Source organism: Falsihalocynthiibacter arcticus, from assembly GCF_000812665.2.
Lineage (GTDB): Bacteria > Pseudomonadota > Alphaproteobacteria > Rhodobacterales > Rhodobacteraceae > Falsihalocynthiibacter > Falsihalocynthiibacter arcticus.
Window position 1 is genome coordinate 2298344 of record NZ_CP014327.1, and the last position, 16318, is coordinate 2314661.

At 52.2% G+C, this 16318-nt stretch carries 18 protein-coding genes; 11 read left to right on the forward strand and 7 right to left on the reverse strand.

Translation table 11 applies throughout. The features are described from left to right. Nucleotides 1–8: 8 nt before the first annotated feature. From RC74_RS11415 to RC74_RS11430, 3 genes are all read left to right on the forward strand, one after another. Nucleotides 9–1073: a dihydrodipicolinate synthase family protein gene (locus tag RC74_RS11415; RefSeq protein WP_038999932.1), complete on the forward strand. Its 1065-nt coding sequence runs from the start codon at nucleotides 9–11 to the stop codon at nucleotides 1071–1073. Beyond that, complete coding sequence (locus RC74_RS11420) at nucleotides 1070–1864, forward strand: ABC transporter ATP-binding protein (protein WP_062628222.1); 795 nt, start codon at nucleotides 1070–1072, stop codon at nucleotides 1862–1864. The genes RC74_RS11415 and RC74_RS11420 overlap by 4 nt, the downstream gene beginning before the upstream one ends. A gap of 464 nt (nucleotides 1865–2328) precedes the next feature. Continuing rightward, nucleotides 2329–3036, forward strand: a complete 708-nt coding sequence (locus RC74_RS11430; RefSeq protein ID WP_062628223.1) for a hypothetical protein — start codon at nucleotides 2329–2331, stop codon at nucleotides 3034–3036. Nucleotides 3037–3733: 697 nt separating this feature from the next. Here RC74_RS11430 and RC74_RS11435 read toward each other — a convergent pair. The 7 genes from RC74_RS11435 to RC74_RS11465 all read right to left on the reverse strand — a co-directional run bounded on the left by RC74_RS11435 (nucleotide 3734) and on the right by RC74_RS11465 (nucleotide 8977). After that, the gene (locus RC74_RS11435) at nucleotides 3734–4084 is read right to left on the reverse strand and encodes an AAA family ATPase (protein ID WP_038999914.1); all 351 of its coding nucleotides are present in this window, start codon (nucleotides 4082–4084) and stop codon (nucleotides 3734–3736) included. Between the two features lie 214 nt (nucleotides 4085–4298). Next, complete coding sequence (tolA, locus tag RC74_RS11440) at nucleotides 4299–5168, reverse strand: cell envelope integrity protein TolA (protein WP_052274547.1); 870 nt, start codon at nucleotides 5166–5168, stop codon at nucleotides 4299–4301. Then, nucleotides 5165–5557: an ExbD/TolR family protein gene (locus RC74_RS11445; protein WP_038999913.1), complete on the reverse strand. Its 393-nt coding sequence runs from the start codon at nucleotides 5555–5557 to the stop codon at nucleotides 5165–5167. Before RC74_RS11445 ends, tolA begins: the two co-directional genes overlap by 4 nt. Before the next feature lie 2 nt (nucleotides 5558–5559). Continuing rightward, nucleotides 5560–5901: a biopolymer transporter ExbD gene (locus RC74_RS11450; protein WP_038999924.1), complete on the reverse strand. Its 342-nt coding sequence runs from the start codon at nucleotides 5899–5901 to the stop codon at nucleotides 5560–5562. 31 nt (nucleotides 5902–5932) lie between these two features. Next, nucleotides 5933–6580 carry a MotA/TolQ/ExbB proton channel family protein gene (locus tag RC74_RS11455; RefSeq protein ID WP_038999912.1) on the reverse strand — a complete coding sequence of 216 codons (648 nt, stop codon included), beginning with the start codon at nucleotides 6578–6580 and terminating at the stop codon, nucleotides 5933–5935. Between the two features lie 5 nt (nucleotides 6581–6585). Next, complete coding sequence (locus RC74_RS11460; protein WP_038999910.1) at nucleotides 6586–7029, reverse strand: hypothetical protein; 444 nt, start codon at nucleotides 7027–7029, stop codon at nucleotides 6586–6588. A gap of 19 nt (nucleotides 7030–7048) precedes the next feature. Continuing rightward, on the reverse strand, nucleotides 7049–8977 hold the full coding sequence (locus tag RC74_RS11465; RefSeq protein ID WP_038999923.1) for a TonB-dependent receptor domain-containing protein: 1929 nt from the start codon (nucleotides 8975–8977) through the stop codon (nucleotides 7049–7051). Between the two features lie 279 nt (nucleotides 8978–9256). Between RC74_RS11465 and RC74_RS11470 the strand changes: the two genes are divergently transcribed. The 8 genes from RC74_RS11470 (at nucleotide 9257) to RC74_RS11505 (ending at nucleotide 16270) form a co-directional block, all read left to right on the forward strand. After that, nucleotides 9257–10315: a hemin-degrading factor gene (locus RC74_RS11470; protein ID WP_038999909.1), complete on the forward strand. Its 1059-nt coding sequence runs from the start codon at nucleotides 9257–9259 to the stop codon at nucleotides 10313–10315. Beyond that, complete coding sequence (locus tag RC74_RS11475; RefSeq protein ID WP_038999908.1) at nucleotides 10312–11190, forward strand: heme/hemin ABC transporter substrate-binding protein; 879 nt, start codon at nucleotides 10312–10314, stop codon at nucleotides 11188–11190. The genes RC74_RS11470 and RC74_RS11475 overlap by 4 nt, the downstream gene beginning before the upstream one ends. Then, nucleotides 11187–12263 (forward strand): FecCD family ABC transporter permease, encoded by a 1077-nt coding sequence (locus tag RC74_RS11480; RefSeq protein ID WP_052274545.1) that lies wholly within the window; start codon nucleotides 11187–11189, stop codon nucleotides 12261–12263. The genes RC74_RS11475 and RC74_RS11480 overlap by 4 nt, the downstream gene beginning before the upstream one ends. Further along, nucleotides 12263–13033 carry a heme ABC transporter ATP-binding protein gene (locus RC74_RS11485; RefSeq protein ID WP_038999907.1) on the forward strand — a complete coding sequence of 257 codons (771 nt, stop codon included), beginning with the start codon at nucleotides 12263–12265 and terminating at the stop codon, nucleotides 13031–13033. Before RC74_RS11480 ends, RC74_RS11485 begins: the two co-directional genes overlap by 1 nt. Nucleotides 13034–13276: 243 nt before the next feature. Beyond that, on the forward strand, nucleotides 13277–13663 hold the full coding sequence (locus RC74_RS11490; protein ID WP_039000231.1) for a Fur family transcriptional regulator: 387 nt from the start codon (nucleotides 13277–13279) through the stop codon (nucleotides 13661–13663). Nucleotides 13664–13694: 31 nt separating this feature from the next. After that, nucleotides 13695–14321, forward strand: coding sequence for a zinc uptake protein ZrgA (zrgA, locus tag RC74_RS11495; protein ID WP_062628224.1), 627 nt, complete (start codon nucleotides 13695–13697; stop codon nucleotides 14319–14321). Then, entirely contained in the window at nucleotides 14322–15023 is a 702-nt protein-coding gene (locus RC74_RS11500; RefSeq protein ID WP_062628225.1) for an ABC transporter ATP-binding protein, read from the forward strand. It begins immediately after the preceding gene. Further along, complete coding sequence (locus tag RC74_RS11505) at nucleotides 15020–16270, forward strand: ABC transporter permease (protein ID WP_062628226.1); 1251 nt, start codon at nucleotides 15020–15022, stop codon at nucleotides 16268–16270. The genes RC74_RS11500 and RC74_RS11505 overlap by 4 nt, the downstream gene beginning before the upstream one ends. Nucleotides 16271–16318 lie beyond the last annotated feature (48 nt).

The following is a 16318-nucleotide window of genomic DNA, read 5'->3' on the forward strand; positions in this document are numbered from 1 at the left end:
ACAAACAAATGGGTCTTCACCACTCCGATCTTCCCGAAGAAGTTATTGCGCTTTTGCGCAAAGGGGCTGTCATTCCCGCGCATCCGCTGGCGCTTGACGAAAATCGTGAATTTGATCGCACCCGCCAACGCGCACTGACCCGTTACTACGTTGATGCTGGGTCAGGAGGGCTGGCTGTAGGGGTTCACACAACTCAATTTGCCATTCGCGACATCGGGCTCTACGAACCTGTTTTAAAAGCTGCGGCCGAGGATGCTCGCGCATGGACCGATCGTCCAATGGTGATGATCGCAGGCGTTGCAGGGCCAACGAAGCAGGCTGTCGCGGAGGCAAAAATTGCCTGCTCACACGGCTATCACGCGGTCCTTGTGTCTATGGGAGCTTTGCGCGGCCAATCTCCAGAGCAATTGATCGCGCATTGCCGTGCCGTTGCCGAAGAAATGCCAATCATTGGCTTCTATATGCAGTCTGCAGTGGGCGGAATTGATTTAGATGCCAACTTCTGGCGTGAATTTTCCTGCATAGACAACGCGGTTGCGATTAAGATGGCGCCGTTCAATCGATACAAAACTTTAGACGTCATGAAGGGTGTTGTGGCAGCCAACGCAGAAGATCGTATCACGTTGTACACTGGCAATGACGACCACATCGTGGCCGACTTGATTACCCCCTTTGATATTCCGCGCGATAATAAAATTGTGCGATTGCGCATTCGCGGTGGCCTTTTAGGCCACTGGTCGGTCTGGACGCGCAAGGCGGTTGAACTGCTAGATCGGGTTCATACTGTCGTCGAAAGCGGCGCAGACTTGCCTCTTGATCTTGCCGCGCTCGATGCTCGCGTCACCGATTGTAATGCGGCATTTTTTGATGTCGCCAACAATTTTCACGGGTGTATCGCTGGGTGTCATGAAGTGTTGCGTCGTCAGAATTTGCTTGAAACGATCAATTGTCTTGATCCCGACGAAGGGCTTTCTTCGGGACAAGCAGAAGAAATCGACCGGGTCTACGCGGCCCATCCTGATCTCGCCGATGATGACTTCATCGCTGACAACCTCGAAAGGTGGCTTGCATGACCGTCATTACTCAACCCGCTCCTCTGAGCGAAGAACCGTTCATTCAAATGCAAAATGTGCGCAAGGTTTACCGGACTGGCACGAAGGAGCATGTGGCGCTGTCCGATGTGACCCTTGATGTTAATGATGGAGAACTGCTCTCTGTGGTCGGGCCGTCAGGCTGCGGCAAGACGACAATGCTTAAAATTCTCGCGGGATTGCACGAGGCTGATGGCGGCACGGTAAAGATTGGTTCAAGTGTGGCCAATTTTGAAGAGGGGCGTGATGTCGGTATGGTGTTTCAGCAACCCATGCTTCTCAAGTGGCGCACCATTACCGAAAATGTATTGCTGCCAGCTCAAATCCTTGGTCTGCCAATGAAGTCAGCGCGGGAACGCGCACAAGATTTGTTGCAGATGGTTGGGTTGGGCCATGCGGGTAAAAAATATCCGTTTGAACTTTCGGGCGGCATGCAGCAACGCGCCGCAATTGCACGTGCGCTGATCCATGATCCGAAACTGGTTCTAATGGATGAACCCTTTGGGGCGCTTGATGCGATGACGCGTGAAAAGATGAACCTCGAAATGCTGCGGATTTGGCAAGAAAGTCAGAAAACCATCGTCTTCATTACGCATGGTATTCAAGAAGCGATTTTCCTTGGATCTCATTGCGCAGTGCTCTCGGCTGGTCCCGCACGTATGGCGGATCATTTCAAGATCGACCTTCCTCATCCCCGAACACTCGATATCAAAACTACTGATGCGTTCGGCGAATATGTTAAGCGGGTCTACCGCCAGCTTGGAATGGACTAAAGCGCAGCAAATTGTTCGGGTTGAGCGTGTGACCGTGAATGAAGGCGGCCAAGCTATCGTCGGCAATGTCAGCCACGCAGGGGGCGGTAGTATTGAAAAGCGACCATAACCCCATAGACCCTGTTGAAAAGCTCAGAAACGCGCCCAGATGCGCTGCTAAGACGAAGTCCACTGGCAAAAGGTGCTGCGCCCTTCTAAGCAAGGCTCAACTGTTTGCCGATTGCACGGCGCTGGTGGTGACGCGCCGCGCGGTGCTGCACATCCAAACTTTAAGCACGGCCTCAGAACTGTTGAGATGGCGGAAATAGGAAAACTCGTATCACTCCTAAGTATAGGCTAGAATTATACAATTTGGTGGTTTGGAGTTTGAATTTAGAGTGTAATGAATTTTCCACATAGGTTTACACCTCCCCCAAGGTCTGTAGTTTGACGCAAAGTAAAAGTGGCCAGAAATGGAGTGATTTATGACAAGTATTGGTTTGTCGCACGCTAAGTCGAGGAATTTCTCAACAGACGCGTCAGATGCTGAATGTGTCACACTTCGCGGGTCTCTTCTTTGTTCTGCTCTGTGGGGCGTTGCGAGAGGAATTGGCACCTCAAGTTTTCGCTTATTTGCCGCCATGTTCTTCGCCACGGTAATTTTTTTATTTACGGCTGGAGTCGCTTTGTCAGATTGTGTCGAGGACAGAGAAGCAACCCTTGTTGACAGAGATGCACTTCGCGAAATAACGCCGTGTAATCTTCTTGTAGAGGCTTATAGGGGTGGGTTCGGAATTGGCCCAGGTTCTTTCAAGAAATATAGCGGGACGTCTTTGGAAAGTTTTCGTTACTACCTGCCAATTCGGATGTTCCTCTTCCGCGACGCTACCAATTCATCGGGAACTTTTAAAAAAGAGTTCGGTTATCTGTTGTCGGCATTAACTTATCTTTCGGGCGACGATCTAGAGAGGATATCGCTCTACAAAACCTTTATTTTAGGAGAGTTTTGGGAGCACAACTATTATCCGGAAGGCGATCCTGGATTCTGGGTTACTCAAGCTATTCAGGAGCATATCAGCGCCACAAGTATAACTGACTGGAAGTCAGTGAAATGTTTTGTGTTGGCTGACATGCCGACACTTAGTGTATCAGATGTCATACAGACATCGGCCTTTAAAGAGTGCGCTAAATAATGGATTAATCAGGAGCTTACATAGCCTTTGGACGATATTGGTTCTGTCAATATTGAAGCATCAATCCAAATATATTGCTGACAAGCGAAGAGGCAATCGCGCGGCTGCATCAATCTAAAGAAAACAGGGGAGGGGTATGCACCCTCCGGATCAAACTTAGAGGAGTTGCCAGTATTTAGATTGCTATTCTAGCGCGTCAAATAGCCATTTGCAAAAATCGGTAAAGCAGATGCAACAGTAATGATTGAACTTGTTGCAAATTCACCAATTGTGAAACGGTATCTGATTTCAAACCAGTCGGTAAAGGGGATGGAAACGTAGACCATTGCAAGAGTTGTTGTGAGAAGCCATAACGCAAACAGAATAACTCGGAGCACGTTAAGCCGGATGAAAAAGGCCGGTTATCAGACGGACGATCGAGGAGAGTTGATGGGGCATTCCCTCAAGGCGCGTCGCGGTCGCGGGCTTATGGCGATAGTCTGAGCCTCTCCGACCGTCTCCTCATCGCCGAAGAAGTCATGCTTGCAATTCCCGATCATCTTAAGTGAAGCAGACGTAACGGGCCGTTTTTTTTCGGGGTCTGCTGCGTCGATCAAGGCCAGCTCGGAAGATACTTTTTTGAGCGGGCAATGGTTTCGCGTTTCGCTGCTCAGCCTCAAGCTCCCGTTCAAAGTGCAGGAAAATAAGTAAATACTCGTCATTTGTTTCGAGAAAATTGGCGACGGTTTGAAGGCATAATTGAATACGTTGGAATTTCGTGTCGAGTGGCCCGCATCTCGCGCAGCATATCGCCCAGATGTCCCGCCGATTGCCATGCGCCAAAGCTGGCGTTGACAACGGAGAGCCCCGCGCCGTTGCCGACGGCACGGGCCAAATAGGTTTTGCCGGTGCCGGGTGGGCCGTAGAGCAAAAGCGAGCGGCTGATCTCATCCCAGCCTGCTTTGCCGGTCTTCCATAGTTTGAGACCATCGACAATCCGGCGCGCCGCCGAAAGGGCGAACCCTGTCTGATAATCTATTTCAACTACATGAATGACGTTTCTGCTCAATTGTGTTGGTCTGTATTTCGGTCCGGGGGATTCGCCAGCTCTGCAGCGTATCTGCGCTCTCCATAGCGATTTTGGAACACGTCCCTCGGCGTCCGTTTTTTCGAGTATTCCGAGATTTAACAATAGATTCGTCAATTCGTAAATGGAGAATTTAGGCTCTACGGGATGCCGCCGGAAAAGTAATTAGCTGATATGTCTATGACATGTGGTGTGCCTAACTCTTCCCTTTGAGCGAAACTGTATAGCGTTTGCGGGCTCCCTCAGGGGGTGATGGGAACGGGGCCGCTGATTTGATTTGGCTTACCGCAGCACGATCTAAGGCCTCGGAACCCGAACTTCTTGCCAAAGAAACAGAAACGAGGCCTCCGTTGCTTGCGATTTCGAAAGAGACTAATGCTTCGCCTTTTACGTTCACCTTTTTGCGGGGGGCACGTTTGATTTTGTTAAAAACTTTCCCGGGGTAGTTAGAGGTCGCAGCATTTCCTCCTGAGGAATTTTTCTTGCTGGACGTGACACCTTTAGTTGCAGATTTGGCCTCTTTTTGGCCATCCAGTGTGCCTGCTGCCGCATTTTCTTTTGTGTTATTGCCCTTGGGACCAGCTTTAGGAGGAACCGGTTTGTTGGGAATCCTTTTCGGTTCCTTTTGTTGTTTGGCTTCAGGAGGTTCGTTCGTAGGTTTGATTGTTTTTGTTGTGAGCGGCTTGGCCGGTGTCTCTGCCTGTGGGTGCGCGACGGCTGTCGGTTGAGCCTGTAGGGCGCTCACCCTAGAGATATGTGGCATAGTTTTTTGCAAAACAGCGGTCTCATTTAAAGCCTGCTGTTTTGGTTTGAGTGCAGCAGTTCGAATGGGCATTGTTGCTGCTGCGGTTTTGGGTTGCTGCGCTGGGTTGACCGAAATGACTTCGCCGCTTTCGACGCCGATTGCCAAATTCGCAAAGGCCGTGCCGAAAGTTGTGACTGGGGCTCCGATGCCTGTTTCGATTTCAACGGTGGTTTTTTGCGACGTACCGACCATCACCGCACCATGGGCTGCGATCGCGCCAAGGAAACAGAAAATCCCGATTGTGTTTGAGCTTCGGATCATGGCGCCTGCCTTTCTGAAATAAGGTGAATGACCTCGGCACCCGCTGTCTTGAGGGTCGCCACGCGTCGAAGGAGGAGGGTGGCCGGTAGGTCCTGAGCTGGTGCAATTCGCAACGCGCCTTCATCTGAAATTGCAGCTCTCAAGTTGTCCAAGCTGAATGGGGCCTCAATGGGTGCGCCATGCAAAGACATCGCGCCCTGAACGTCGATCAGGATGGCATCAGGTGGAGGAATATTGGCGCTGTTATTGGTTTGAACAAGTTGATGATCAGGGGCCAATGCAGGCGCAATTGTTCCTGCGATGAGGAAAAATATAAGCATGAGAAAAACCACGTTGATGAGCGCAATGGTGGGTTCGGGTTTGCGGCGGCGAAGCGGTTGCGACAACATAGTTACTCCAACACTGATAATTGAAGGTTGGAAAACGCGTGAAATGTGGTGAGGACTTCGACCAGCCGTTGCGAGGACACATCTGGGGAAAGATGTAGTAGAACTGTTGTGCTTTTGTCCTTTGGAAGGTCTCCCAATACGCCTTCCAATGTGGCCACGCTTTCGGATTGACCGTTCCAAAGCAGGCGCTCTTTTTCGAGTTTTAGGAAGCGCGTTTCTTCTGCGATGCCAACAGCGCCCCCGCTGGCGCGAGAGGTCAGGGGGACAGTTCCGTATTTGGAAAACGTTGAACTCAGCATGAAGAACAAAAGCAATAGAAAGATAACATCGATTAAGGATGTCATTGAAAGCCCACTGCGTTGAGTTCGGGAGACGTTAAGCGGCATGGGCCAAGTCTCGTTCGTTCGCGGGTGATTTAGGAGCATAGATCGTGCAAAGGGCACAGTTAGCAAAAACGCGTTCGGCGGCGAGGCGCGAGTCAAGCCAGCTTAAAATCGCGGAACTGGGCATAGCGACCGCAAGGCCAACAGCCGTGGTCAATAGCGCGACCCAAATACCGCCCGCCAGAACCGATGGATCGACCGAAGAACCCGCGCCCTGCAGGGCTTTGAAGGCTTCGATCATTCCCAAAACGGTGCCGAAAAGGCCGAGGAGGGGGGCAAGTTGTGCCACAAGATCCAAGAATCTAAGGCCGCGTTCGAGTTTTGAAAAACTGGCTTCAATTTCGCCTTCGATGCGGACTGTATTTAACGGGGTCTTAGGTGCGGAGAGTGCCGCGAGAAAGTGATGCGCGAGGAACGATTGGCTGTTCTGAAGTTTGGCGCGGGCATTTGCAATATCCCCATTGTCCAGATCATTGAGGGCTTGATGTAAGGCTGCATGGCGCCCCACAAAAGTGGCGCTGAATTGCCAGATTTTGTAGAGGACAACGGCCAATGCACAGGCCGACGCAAATGAGAGGATAACGACAACAAAGCCGCCTGTTTCGTAAATTGAGGCGATGGGGGCGAGAGTGAAATTCATCTTGTTCACCCAACCAATTCTATGTTTAAGCGTGTTGAAGTCGTAAGATTTGCGGCACAGATCTCAGGTGTGGTATCCACCCCTTCACATGCCTCAACGCCGTTCACCAAGATGCGTCCGAGGTTTTCACAAAGCACATCTTGCACCTGAAATTGACGTAGGCGCGCGCGCGCTTTTGGCAGGGCTTGGAAGTCAAACAAACTGAGTTGAACCACCTGACCCTCTGTATCAAACAGGACGGTTTCAAAGACAGCTTGATCCACACCCGTCTCCATTTGATTTTCCGCTAAAAACGACAACAAACAATGGCCCTCCCTTGTTTGCGCCGCGTTTAGTTCGATAGAGATGCCAGCCTGTTTTGCCTCTTGGGCTTGAGTTGGAAGGCCTTGTGTTAAGGCGGCAGAAAGGGCCAAGCACAGAGCCCAAGGTTGAGTAGATAGACGTGGCATAACTGGCATCTCCGATGTTTTAGAAGGTTTTCGCAAGTGTGAGTTTAAAGTTTCGACCAGCAGCATTTCGGGTCGAAAGGTGGGTTCTGTATTCTTTGTCGAAAACATTTTCCAAACCAAAGCGAACCTCTGTGCCCTCAAGAATTCCGTCTTGTGGGCGGTAGGTTGCCCGCAGGTTGTTCACCCCATAACCTGGGGTTGGATCATCAACGTCATCGACACTCGCCGCGGCAACAAGTTCCCAGCTGACGTCAAGTTTTTCGTCAAATCGTTTCCCTACAGTGATGCCAACCGAATCTGCTGCCAGACGTGACCAACGTTCCGATGTGCCGTCTAAAGCAATCTGCTCACCGTTTACGATGTTGGCATTCATGTCCACGTAAACACCGGACTGGTGGGTATACGACCCCTCGAGTTCTAGGCCTTCGGTGTCGATTTGGCCGATATCGGTATAGGATGTAACGTCCCAAAGGCTGGTGACGTAGAGGTTGGCCTTTAGCGCGAGGGAGTCACCGCCAAAGAAGGCATCCCCGCGCACATAGGAGGCCCCAACTTCATAGGTCCGGGCTTTTTCACTTTGCGTCATATATAGTGGATTTTCTAGGTCATCCAAGATTGGCAGACCTTCGGTATATGCACCGCTGGCAAACACAGCGAAGCCGCTATCAAACGCATACCGAACAGAAAGCCCCCCGACCAAAGCATCATTCTGATAGGATGCAATCACGCTTGAATCATTGGAGTCAGTCGTTGAGGTTTCATACCGCAAAGCAGGCGTATAGGTCAGATGGTCACCGTATTGGATATCGTCCACCATGAAAACGGCGACCCGATTATCAACGCCGCCGGGGGCGGAATAGGCATCCAAGCGTTCGCGCCGAATAAACTCAATGCCGGACCGTAGATTGTGCTCCGCATTGCCCGTTTGGAACAAGGATGTGTTTTTAAGCGAAAGAGTTGTGGTTTCGTAGCGTTGGTCTGCATCTAGAAGAGGCGACAGAAACGGACTATAGGGCTCCAAGGATGTGCTGTCGATTTGCTCATCTGAGTAGGTCAGCAGTGCGGTAAGATCGATAAGGTCGTTGCCGACCGGATTGTAGTTATAGGCCAGAATGGCCGTGATATTGTGTGTTTCGCGATCAACATTACCAAAGTCTAGGTTCGAAAGAGAGTCATAGGGCACGTCCTGTTGATCAGAGTTCGTGTCTGAATAGCTAAGCGTCACGCTCTGGTCGTTACTTTCACCAAAACTGAACTTCCCCTTCACGAGGTAGGAGGGGTCATCAATGCCACCAGAAGCTGGATTGATCTCGTTTCCGTCGCCATCCGTCTGCACACCCAATTGGCGGCGCGTATAGTTAAACAGGTACTCAGCGTTTTCGCTGGGTTGCCATGCCAGAATAGTGGAGCTGGTGAAGCCATTGCCATTGCTGACAAATTCAAGCGTTTCACGTAATTTAAATCCGATTTCACCATAGGTGAACTCCGAGGCGTCTTTGGTTTCAAACTTTACAACACCACCAACGATGCCCGTTCCATATTCAAAGGAACCGACCGTTCCACGAATAACCTCAACCTGTCTGTACAACATTGGGTCGGTATAAAGCTGGGTGCCAATACGATAGAGTTCTTCGCTGCCCTTGGTTGCCCCATCAACGATGATCGCGACTTTTTGGTCCGTTCCGTAAGAGGCATTGGCGCCATACCCACGAATATTGATCCCCGATCCGGCGGCGGTGCCACCGTTCACAAGCGTCACTCCGGGAACTGAATCAATGAGCTCGGCAACGGTGCTCGCTTGGCGGTCCTCTATTTCAGATTGATCTACGATAGTGACAGCAACCGCTGTATCGACTTGAACTGCGCGCTTACTTTCGCCCAGTTCCAAGCTTCCGAGGTATCCGTTTTCTTCTGTGATTTCTTGTGCCGTTGCTTGCGGCGCTGCCATTAGGCCAGCCCACGAGGCTGTGCATAATAGCACGCCCATTCTTCCAAACGTATTCATCATGTTCCCTTTAAAGATGCTGCATATTCCGGTTTGCTTGCATCAGGGCTGGCGCGACGTAATAAATTTTGTGAAGTTTTCATTTCTCACTTGAGTGTGCATAGTAAATCATACTAAAACTGTCAAGAATTAATGGAGCAATAAAACTCCTACAGCCAGGGTGGGCCTTTTGAGGTCTGAACTTAGCCATTTTCCTAACATTTTAGATCAAGGATACCACGCATGGCTCAGCCTAACGTATTGCGACCCGATGAGATTCGCGACGCATTGACAGAACACAACAAACTCCGCGCACGCGATTTGGCGAAAAACCTAGGAATCAGTGAAGCACAGATTTTGGCCGCCCAGACTGGCGCAGGCGTCACGCGGATCAATGCAAATCCCGACATGATTATGACCCAAGTTCCGAGCTTCGGGGAGGTCATGGCCCTTACGCGCAATGAATGGTGTGTACACGAACGGGTCGGTGCATACGGCAATTATCATTCCGGTGCCCATGCATCGATGATCCTCGCGGATGAAATTGATCTCCGGATTTTCCGCTCGCATTGGATGCATGCTTTTGCCGTAGAAAAGGAATCCGAGGCCGGCACAAAACGCAGCTTGCAGGTGTTTGACGCCGCGGGAGATTCCATCCACAAAATCCACCTCCGCGCCGAGTCAGATATCCAAGGGTGGGATGCGGCTGTCACCGCCTTGGCGACAGGGGAAGTCTCACAAACTTTGGAAGTGACCGACCGCCTCGTTGCTGAGCCCGCTAAAACTAATCCAGAAAAACGCGATATTTTGCTGAAGGAATGGGATCTGATGACGGATACCCATCAATTTATGCGCCTGACCGCAAAGCTTAAAATGAACCGATTGGGTGCATATAGAATTGCGGGCAAGCCGTATGCCCGTGCGCTTGCGCCTTCCTCCGTTCAAGACATGCTGACACAGGTTCAAACGTCAGGAGCCGAAGTAATGGTTTTTGTTGGCAATCGAGGGTGCATCCAAATTCATTCTGGACCGATTGAAAAGCTGGTGACTATGGGGCAATGGGAAAATGTGATGGACCCACGATTTAACCTGCACCTCCGTGCCGACCATGTTGCCGAGGTTTGGGCGGTCGAGAAACCAACCCAACGCGGACCCGCACGTTCATTCGAAGCGTTTGATGCGGAAGGCAGTTTGGTTTTCCAAGTATTCCCCCTCGCAAAAGAAGGCCGTGACAATAGAGATGTTTGGCGCAGCATCCTCGAAAGTCTCCCCGAAGCAGACGTGATGGAACCAGCAGAATGAGGCGCTCTGAATTGTTGAAAACGCTTAAAATCAGTTGTGCTACGGTAATTTTTGCGGCGGCGGGTGGGGCGAACGCGCATGAATTAGACGCCCCTCGTTTGGTTTCCGTTGGTGGCGCGGTCACCGAAATAATCTATGCTCTTGGGGCCGAAGATATGTTGATCGCGCGCGATACGACTTCAAGTTTTCCAGAGCCTGCGACCGAACTCCCCGATGTTGGCTACATGCGCGCCCTATCTCCTGAGGGCCTTCTGTCGGTGAGACCCGACCTTATTTTGGCAGAGGAGGGGTCTGGGCCTCCAGAAATGATTGAGGTGATGAAGGCTGCCGAAATTGGGTTTGTCATCATTCCCAACGGCCTCGATAGTGGCGGAGTCGTCCAAAAAATCCTCGCCGTTGGGGAGGCTCTTCATAAGGAAGCGGAGGCAGAGGCGCTTGCGCAATCTGTCGGAGAGGATTTAGAGCGCATCGCAAAAGTCGCAGCGGGAATTCCGCTGGAGGACCGTAAAAAAGTTCTGTTCATTCTGAGTACGCAAGGCGGACGAATTATGGCGGCGGGTGCTAACTCATCCGCTTCGGCGATTATTGAAATGGCGGGCGGGGTGAACGCGATTTCCTCGTTTGAAGGGTACAAGCCGGTGACCGATGAAGCCCTTTTGGCCGCCGCACCCGACATCATCCTGATGATGGATCGAGGTGGCGATCATGCGCTCTCTGATGAAAAGCTCTTTGCAATGCCCGCCCTCTCTTTGACGCCTGCTGCGGCAAATCAACAGGTGATCCGTATGGATGGCTTGTACTTGTTGGGCTTTGGGCCACGCACGGCCCAAGCGGCGACAGAGTTATCGCATGCGCTTTATGGACCTGAAAAATGACCTTCATCCTAAGCCTGCCTGAGCGCGTGAAATGGGGTGTCGATCGACAGGCCCGCGCGCGGTTTGTGACTTTTGTTCTCTTTATCCTGCTCATTGTATTGTCGATCTTTAGCTTAGGGTATGGGGCCGCAGGAACGCCGTTTATTTCCAGCTTGATTGACCTTGTGACGGGCAAACCTCTGTCAACGGTCGACACCGTAATTCTACGCGATATTCGGTTGCCGCGCATGATTATGGCGATCAGTGTCGGGGCATCTTTGGCGGTTTCGGGTGTTGTCATGCAGGGGTTGTTTCGCAATCCTCTCGCCGACCCTGGTTTGGTCGGTGTTGGAAGTGGCGCGGCCCTCGGTGCGATTTTGGCCATTGTTCTGGGCGGGATGTTACCCTTGGTCCTGCGCGAAATCGTGGGATACTATCTTGTGCCCATCGCGGCGTTTCTTGGTGGATGGGCCACGACTCTGTTGTTATACAAAGTCGCGACACAAGGCGGGCGAACCTCAGTTGCTATGATGCTCTTGGCGGGCATTGCTCTGGGCGCGCTCGCCGGCGCGATCTCTGGCGTGTTGGTTTATATGGCCGATGACGGCCAACTGCGGGATCTTACATTTTGGGGGATGGGATCATTGGCGGGGGCGACTTGGTCAAAGGCTTTGGTCGCGTGTCCCCTCATGTTTCTGTCCATAGCGCTGTCCTTAAAACTTGGGCGTGGCCTAAATAGCTTGGCCCTTGGGGAAGCGGCGGCGTCGCATATGGGTGTGCCGGTGCAACGGCTCAAAAACGGGGCGATTATGCTGGTCGCCGCAGGCACGGGCGCGGCGGTTGCCGTGTCTGGGGGTATCGGATTTATCGGTATTGTCGTGCCGCATCTGTTGCGCATTTCCACAGGACCGGACCATCGCTTGCTCCTGCCAAATGCCGCACTTCTGGGGGCGAGCTTCCTCGTGGCGGCGGATATGATCAGCCGAACAGTGATTGCACCAGCGGAATTACCCATTGGTATTATAACCGCTATTCTAGGTGGGCCGGTCTTCTTATGGATACTCTTTCGCCAGAAAGGCATGGTTGGATTATAATGTTACAGGCACAAAATGTAAGCGCCGGATATGGGCGTAAATCCATCTTGAAAAACATTTATTTTCATGCGGCTTCTGGCGGGATCACTGCCATCGTTGGGCCAAATGGTTCTGGAAAATCCACACTTTTGAAGGCCCTTACCGAAGAAATTCCGTCAACCGGTGAGATACGAATTAACGGCCAAAACCTTCGCACGCTGAACGGATATCAACTCGCGAAAATGCGGGGGGTTTTGCCGCAGTCCACACAGGTTGCGTTTCCATTTACCGTGTTGGAAATTGTTCGTCTTGGCTTACAAGCGGGAATTTACGCGGCGCAAGATACGATCGCCTTTCAGGCCCTCTCCTTGGTGGGGCTTGAGAGCTTTCAGCATCGAAATTATTCCGAACTATCGGGGGGCGAGCAGCAACGTGTGCAGCTGGCGCGGGTTTTGGCCCAAGTTTGGGAGCCAAAGCTGGACGGCATTCCGTCCTGGTTGTTTTTGGACGAACCCGTTTCGAGTCTTGATATTGGCCATCAACTTGAAATCATGGCGCTTGCTAAAGGGTATGCCGAACGCGGTGGCGGCGTCATTATGGTGATGCATGACCTTAATTTGACGGCGATGATTGCCGATCAAATGTGGATGATGCGGGATGGGGAAGTCGTTGCAAAGGGCGCGCCCAAAACGGTGATGACGGATGCAATTCTAACAGAAACATACTCCACGCCGCTTGTCGTTCATCAAGGGCGCGAAGACGGTCCCCCGTATATTTTACCAACTTTGTGATGTCGACTTCAGCCGCGCTCACCTATTCTGGGGTAGCACCTCGGCTCGTAATCGCCGGCGTCATATTTTCTATAGCTGCACGCTTCCACGTGCCTATTTGGGTCGGATGAACTCCATACTTCTTGGACAACTCTGACGAACAGTTCCAAGAGCTGCGCGTCCAACTCACGCGATTTCAGGATTCATGTCTTGAGATTTGTTACTTTATAAAATAATAAATTCCTAAAAGAAGGAGTTCAGTAAATGAGAAAGCGCGCGGCGGCCCGACAAACGGATGTTTTGAGTGTGTTGAAAGAATGCGACAGACCGATGACTGCGTACCAAATCCTTGAACGACTTCAGGTCAGTGAGCCGGATATTGCGCCGCCTACGGTCTATCGCACGCTCTCGGCTTTGACTGATCAAGGACGCGCGCACCGTCTCGAATCCATCAAGGCCTTTGTGCCATGTCGCTGTAGCCACGTCGAAAGTTTGCCTGTCTTGGCTATCTGCGAAGACTGCGGGTCAGTTGATGAACATGACGGGAGCGATCTGCTGCCGAAACTCACAGCATTGACCGATCAAAACGCCTTCCATGCGGTGCGGCACATCGTTGAAATTCACGGGCTGTGCGGCACCTGCGCAGCCTGATCCATTTTTACCAAACCATAATGGAAGTATCATGAAACAAGCATTCCCCCTTATTGCACTTGTCGCTGCTTTCCCTGTCTTTGCAGAGGACGCACGCCAACTTGACGCCCATGAACATGGCGTCGGGACGCTTAATATCGCGATAGAAGGCACGACCGTCGCGATGGCGTTCGAAGCGCCCGGTGCTGATATTGTTGGGTTCGAGTATGCGGCGACAAGTGATGCCGATCAATCCGCGATTGATGCGGCAGTAGCTACACTCGCTTCACCTCTTAATTTGTTCGTTATGAGCGCAGCGGCAGGTTGCACTGTTGTCGAGGCGCTTGCTGAACTCGAAAGTGAAGACGGGCATGGGGAGCACGGTGACGAGCATCAAGATGATCACGCCGACGAGGAGCATGAAGATCATGCAGAAGAGCATCACCAGGATGAGGCCCATGAAGATCACGCAAACCATGCTAACGAAGCGGGACACACAGAATTCCATGCAGAATATGCGCTGAACTGCGAAAGTCCTGATGCGTTGACCGAGATCACTTTCGCCTATTTTGGAGCCTTCCCAAATGCACAAGAAGTTGAGGTGCAGATAATCACCGCATCCGGTGCGCAAGCATTCGAAGTAGAACGTGACGTACCCGTTTTGGATTTGGGGCGTTGAATGCAAGAAGTTGACCCGATACTCGAAATCACTGACGTTGCCTATCGCTGGCCCGGGCGCGCAGGGTTTTCTCTAACGGTCCCGCACGTCGCGGTCGCGGTGGGCGAGTCTGTGTTGCTGCTCGGCGAGAGTGGGTCTGGAAAATCAACGTTTTTGTCGTTGATCTGTGGCACAATTCTGCCGGAGCGTGGCAAGGTTGATATTGCGGGGACGGACATCACCACATTATCTGGCGGGGCGCGCGATAAAGTCCGGGCCGAACAAATTGGTGTGATTTTCCAGCAGTTTAATTTGCTGCCTTTTGGGTGTGTGATGGACAACATTCTGCTCCCGCTCCGTTTCGCTCCCGCGCGACGCAAGCGTGCTGGTAACGCGACGGCCGAGGCTTCACATCTGTGTTCTGCGCTTGGTTTGCCTGCCGGCGTTACCAGTGCGAAAGCCGCCGCGCTAAGTGTTGGCCAACAACAACGCGTGGCAGTTGCACGTGCCTTGATTGGGCAACCGCCGCTGATCATCGCGGATGAACCCACCTCGGCCCTCGACGCAAATAGTCAGATCGCCTTTCTTGACCTGCTGTTTGAACAAACGACAACGCACAACACGTCGCTCCTGATGGTCAGCCATGATCCGCGTCTGGGCGAACGCTTTGATCGGGTGATCCGCATGGAAGACATCGCGCAGATCGAAAGGGTGGCGGCATGATCTTGCGCCTTGCTATTGCCTCGCTCTTCGCACGTGCGCTGACCGTCGCCATGACCATCCTTGCCATCGCCTTATCGGTGGCGCTATTTCTTGGTGTCGAAAAGGTGCGGACGGGGGCCAAGGCCAGCTTTTCCGACACAATATCCGGCACCGATTTAATTGTCGGAGCACGCTCAGGGTCTGTGCAATTGCTCCTTTATTCCGTTTTTCGTATCGGCAATGCGACCAACAACGTGACATGGGAAAGTTATCAGGACATCGCGGCGCGACCAGATGTTGACTGGATTGTGCCGATTTCACTGGGAGACAGCCATCGCCAGTTTCGCGTGATGGGCACGACCCAGGCCTTTTTCGAACATTACAAATATCGCCAAGGCAGATCATTGGCGGTGTCCGACGGCGCCATCATGGATGACCTGTTTGATGCGGTAATCGGTACCGACGTTGCTGCCACACTGGGATATCACGTTGGTGATCCGATTATCGTCGCCCACGGCCTCGCGTCCTTCACCGAACATAAGGATCAGCCGTTCCGCGTGTCGGGTATTTTGGAAAAGACGGGCACGCCCGTTGACCGCACCGTCATCGTCAGTATGGAAGCGATTGAGGCGATCCATGTGGATTGGCAAAGCGGCGCACAGGCCCCCGGCAAGTCGACACCAGCGGATGTGATCCGCGAAATGGAACTCACGCCCACGGCGATAACTGCCGCCCTTGTCGGCGTCGAAAGCCCCCTACAGACCTTTGCTTTGCAACGCGCCATTAATGAATACAAGGAAGAGCCTCTCCTCGCGATATTGCCTGGCGTTGCCTTGCAAGAACTCTGGGGTATTGTTGGCATTGCGGAAACGGCGCTCCTCGCGGTGTCCGCAATGGTGGTTGTCACGGCCCTCATCGGCATGATGGCCACCATTTTTTCCAGCCTGAACGAACGCCGCCGCGAGATGGCGATTTTTCGGGCCATGGGCGCGCGGCCTTTCACCATTCTGAGCATGCTTGTCTTGGAGGCCATGGTGATGGCGGCGGTTGGTGCATTGCTTGGGCTGGTGCTTTTGTATGTTGGGTTGATCATCACACAGCCGATCCTCGACAGCGCCTTTGGCCTTTGGCTGCCGATTGATGCGCCCACGATGCAGGAATTTTGGGTTATCATTGGAGTGATTTGTGCTGGCGCAATCGTGAGCCTCGTGCCAGCATTACGGGCTTACAGGATGTCTGTAGCTGATGGTATGATGGTAAACACGTGATGCTCAGAATGAGGTGGATACAGTGTTGAATCGCAGAAAAACTCTGAT

Coding starts and splice junctions, on each gene's coding strand:
- RC74_RS11505 (WP_062628226.1), top strand. CDS start 15,020: ATGATCTTGCGCCTTGCTATTGCCTCGCTCTTCGCACGTGCGCTGACC.
- RC74_RS11415 (WP_038999932.1), top strand. CDS start 9: ATGGGTCTTCACCACTCCGATCTTCCCGAAGAAGTTATTGCGCTTTTG.
- RC74_RS11480 (WP_052274545.1), top strand. CDS start 11,187: ATGACCTTCATCCTAAGCCTGCCTGAGCGCGTGAAATGGGGTGTCGAT.
- RC74_RS11475 (WP_038999908.1), top strand. CDS start 10,312: ATGAGGCGCTCTGAATTGTTGAAAACGCTTAAAATCAGTTGTGCTACG.
- RC74_RS11455 (WP_038999912.1), bottom strand. CDS start 6,580: ATGAATTTCACTCTCGCCCCCATCGCCTCAATTTACGAAACAGGCGGC.
- RC74_RS11445 (WP_038999913.1), bottom strand. CDS start 5,557: ATGTTGTCGCAACCGCTTCGCCGCCGCAAACCCGAACCCACCATTGCG.
- RC74_RS11420 (WP_062628222.1), top strand. CDS start 1,070: ATGACCGTCATTACTCAACCCGCTCCTCTGAGCGAAGAACCGTTCATT.
- zrgA (WP_062628224.1), top strand. CDS start 13,695: ATGAAACAAGCATTCCCCCTTATTGCACTTGTCGCTGCTTTCCCTGTC.
- RC74_RS11490 (WP_039000231.1), top strand. CDS start 13,277: ATGAGAAAGCGCGCGGCGGCCCGACAAACGGATGTTTTGAGTGTGTTG.
- RC74_RS11460 (WP_038999910.1), bottom strand. CDS start 7,029: ATGCCACGTCTATCTACTCAACCTTGGGCTCTGTGCTTGGCCCTTTCT.
- RC74_RS11430 (WP_062628223.1), top strand. CDS start 2,329: ATGACAAGTATTGGTTTGTCGCACGCTAAGTCGAGGAATTTCTCAACA.
- RC74_RS11485 (WP_038999907.1), top strand. CDS start 12,263: ATGTTACAGGCACAAAATGTAAGCGCCGGATATGGGCGTAAATCCATC.
- RC74_RS11450 (WP_038999924.1), bottom strand. CDS start 5,901: ATGACATCCTTAATCGATGTTATCTTTCTATTGCTTTTGTTCTTCATG.
- tolA (WP_052274547.1), bottom strand. CDS start 5,168: ATGATCCGAAGCTCAAACACAATCGGGATTTTCTGTTTCCTTGGCGCG.
- RC74_RS11500 (WP_062628225.1), top strand. CDS start 14,322: ATGCAAGAAGTTGACCCGATACTCGAAATCACTGACGTTGCCTATCGC.
- RC74_RS11465 (WP_038999923.1), bottom strand. CDS start 8,977: ATGGCAGCGCCGCAAGCAACGGCACAAGAAATCACAGAAGAAAACGGA.
- RC74_RS11470 (WP_038999909.1), top strand. CDS start 9,257: ATGGCTCAGCCTAACGTATTGCGACCCGATGAGATTCGCGACGCATTG.